At 60.7% G+C, this 2,575-nt stretch carries 3 protein-coding genes; 1 reads left to right on the forward strand and 2 read right to left on the reverse strand.

From position 1 onward, the window contains the following. On the reverse strand, positions 1-516 hold a 516-nt coding region (locus ACOT1A_RS24455; protein ID WP_032723123.1), incomplete at its 3' end, for an NAD(P)-binding domain-containing protein. A 261-nt stretch (positions 517-777) separates the two neighbouring features. On the opposite strand from ACOT1A_RS24455, the gene ACOT1A_RS24460 reads away from it, so the two are divergent. After that, a complete protein-coding gene (locus ACOT1A_RS24460; protein ID WP_002210513.1) occupies positions 778-1,539 on the forward strand; it encodes a DeoR/GlpR family DNA-binding transcription regulator in 762 nt (253 codons plus the stop codon). Positions 1,540-1,559: 20 nt separating this feature from the next. Here ACOT1A_RS24460 and ACOT1A_RS24465 read toward each other — a convergent pair whose 3' ends face one another. Further along, positions 1,560-2,420 (reverse strand): extended-spectrum class A beta-lactamase SHV-12, encoded by an 861-nt coding sequence (locus ACOT1A_RS24465; RefSeq protein ID WP_002904004.1) that lies wholly within the window; start codon positions 2,418-2,420, stop codon positions 1,560-1,562. Positions 2,421-2,575 lie beyond the last annotated feature (155 nt).

Here is a 2,575-nt window from a genome sequence, read left to right on the forward strand (position 1 = left end):
GCCAAGACCAATGTCGCTCCCGATGCGGTAGACTTTGCCGGCCACGGCGTCCAGCACCGGCGCGAGTCGGGCAAAGGCGGCATCGCTCCCGGAGGCCATCACCGTCATGTCGCCGGCGGCCGCTTTCACGGCGCCGCCCGATACCGGCGCGTCGAGCATCAATAGCTGGTACTCCGCCAGCGCCTCGGCAATGGCCTGAGCATCGGCGGAGGCGATGGTGGACGACACCATCACGACGGTGCCCGGCTTCAGATGGGCGGCGAGGCCGCTCTCGCCGAACAGGATCCCCCGCACCTGGGCGGCATTGACCACCAGCAGCACAACTGCATCCAGTTCCGCGGCGAACGGCACCGCGCTGGGGCCCGCGCCTTTGGCGCCCGCCGCCAGCAGTGCGCGACAGTTGTCGGGATTGATGTCAACGCCCCAGGTGTTCAGGCCCGCCTGCAGGCAGGCGCGGGCGGCGCCCATGCCCATTGAACCCAGTCCAATCACGCAGACGTTAGTGTGTGCAGCCATGCTGGTCTCCTTGTGAACATTAGTTAATTAATGTGATTTAATGATAGAATAAAGCGTTATCATGTGAATTTATGTGAGAGTTATCACGAATAACCCACATGAATATAAAAAATTCACAGGCGGAAAGAGGCTGCACAGCGGCGATTCTTGCCCTAAAATAGCGTAAAAAACAGCGGCAAAGCGCGATAACAACACCGGGTGTCGCCAGGGCCGTAGCCTGGGTGGTGACGCCTGGTGTGAAAAAATGGTAAGGGGAGAGCGGTGATTCCAATAGAACGACATCAGCGTATTTTAGCCCTGGTGGAGCAGCGTGGGGCGGTAAGCATTAACGAGCTGACGGAGATCCTCGGCGTGTCCCATATGACCATCCGTCGGGACGTCAGTAAACTGGAGGAGCAGGGGCTGCTGGTCAGCGTCTCGGGCGGCGTACGCGCCGTCAGCCGGCTGGCCGCGGAACCCAGTCATCTGGTGAAAAGCACGCTGCAGAGTGAGGAGAAACAGGCGATCGGCGCGCTGGCGGCGAGTCATATCGCTAAAAACAGTTGCATCTATCTGGATGCCGGGACTACCACCCTGGCGCTGGCGCGGGCGATCCTCGACCGGAACGATCTCCAGGTGGTCACCAATGATTTTGAGATAACCCAGCTGCTGATCGATGCCAGCCAGTGCGGCGTGATCCACACCGGCGGCACTCTGTGCCGGGAGAACCGCTCCTGCGTGGGCGAATCGGCGGCGCGTACGTTACGCCACCTGGCTATCGATACGGCCTTTATCTCCGCCAGCGGCTGGGACAGTCGCGGGATATTCACCCCTGATGAGAACAAGGTTACCGTCAAGGAGACCGTCAGCCAGGTCAGCGCGAGAAGCATCCTGCTGTGCGACAGTTCGAAATACAATCAGGTGGCCACGTTTATGGCGTTACCTTTGACCCGGTTCACCACCATCATTACCGACCGGCATCTTTCCGATGCCGCCGCCAGTCATATCGCCCGGCACGCCTGCGAGGTGCTGCGGGCCGGATAACGCGCGCGGCCACCGCCGGCTTAGCGTTGCCAGTGCTCGATCAGCGCCGCGCCGATCCCGGCGATTTGCTGATTTCGCTCGGCCATGCTCGCCGGCGTATCCCGCAGATAAATCACCACAATGCGCTCTGCTTTGTTATTCGGGCCAAGCAGGGCGACAATCCCGCGCGCACCCCGCTTGCTAGCTCCGGTCTTATCGGCGATAAACCAGCCCGCCGGCAGCACGGAGCGGATCAACGGTCCGGCGACCCGATCGTCCACCATCCACTGCAGCAGCTGCCGTTGCGAACGGGCGCTCAGACGCTGGCTGGTCAGCAGCTTGCGCAGGGTCGCGGCCATGCTGGCCGGGGTAGTGGTGTCGCGGGCGTCGCCGGGAAGCGCCTCATTCAGTTCCGTTTCCCAGCGGTCAAGGCGGGTGACGTTGTCGCCGATCTGGCGCAAAAAGGCAGTCAATCCTGCGGGGCCGCCGACGGTGGCCAGCAGCAGATTGGCGGCGCTGTTATCGCTCATGGTAATGGCGGCGGCGCAGAGTTCGCCGACCGTCATGCCGTCGGCAAGGTGTTTTTCGCTGACCGGCGAGTAGTCCACCAGATCCTGCTGGCGATAGTGGATCTTTCGCTCCAGCTGTTCGTCACCGGCATCCACCCGCGCCAGCACTGCGCCGCAGAGCACTACTTTAAAGGTGCTCATCATGGGAAAGCGTTCATCGGCGCGCCAGGCGGTCAGCGTGCGGCCGCTGGCCAGATCCATTTCTATCATGCCTACGCGGCCCGACAGCTGGCTTTCGCTTTGTTTAATTTGCTCAAGCGGCTGCGGGCTGGCGTGTACCGCCAGCGGCAGGGTGGCTAACAGGGAGATAATACACAGGCGAATATAACGCATAACCACAATACATCCTTGAGTGAAGGCCGATAAAGGCGAGTAAAGAAGCGACAAATAAGAATAACCCGGCGTTGGCACTGTTGCAAATAGTCGGTGGTGATAAACTTATCATCCCCTTTTGCTGATGGAGCTGCACATGAACCCATTCAAAGGCC

Source organism: Enterobacter cloacae complex sp. SYL003 (assembly GCF_049236925.1).
GTDB classification, from domain to species: domain Bacteria; phylum Pseudomonadota; class Gammaproteobacteria; order Enterobacterales; family Enterobacteriaceae; genus Enterobacter; species Enterobacter intestinihominis.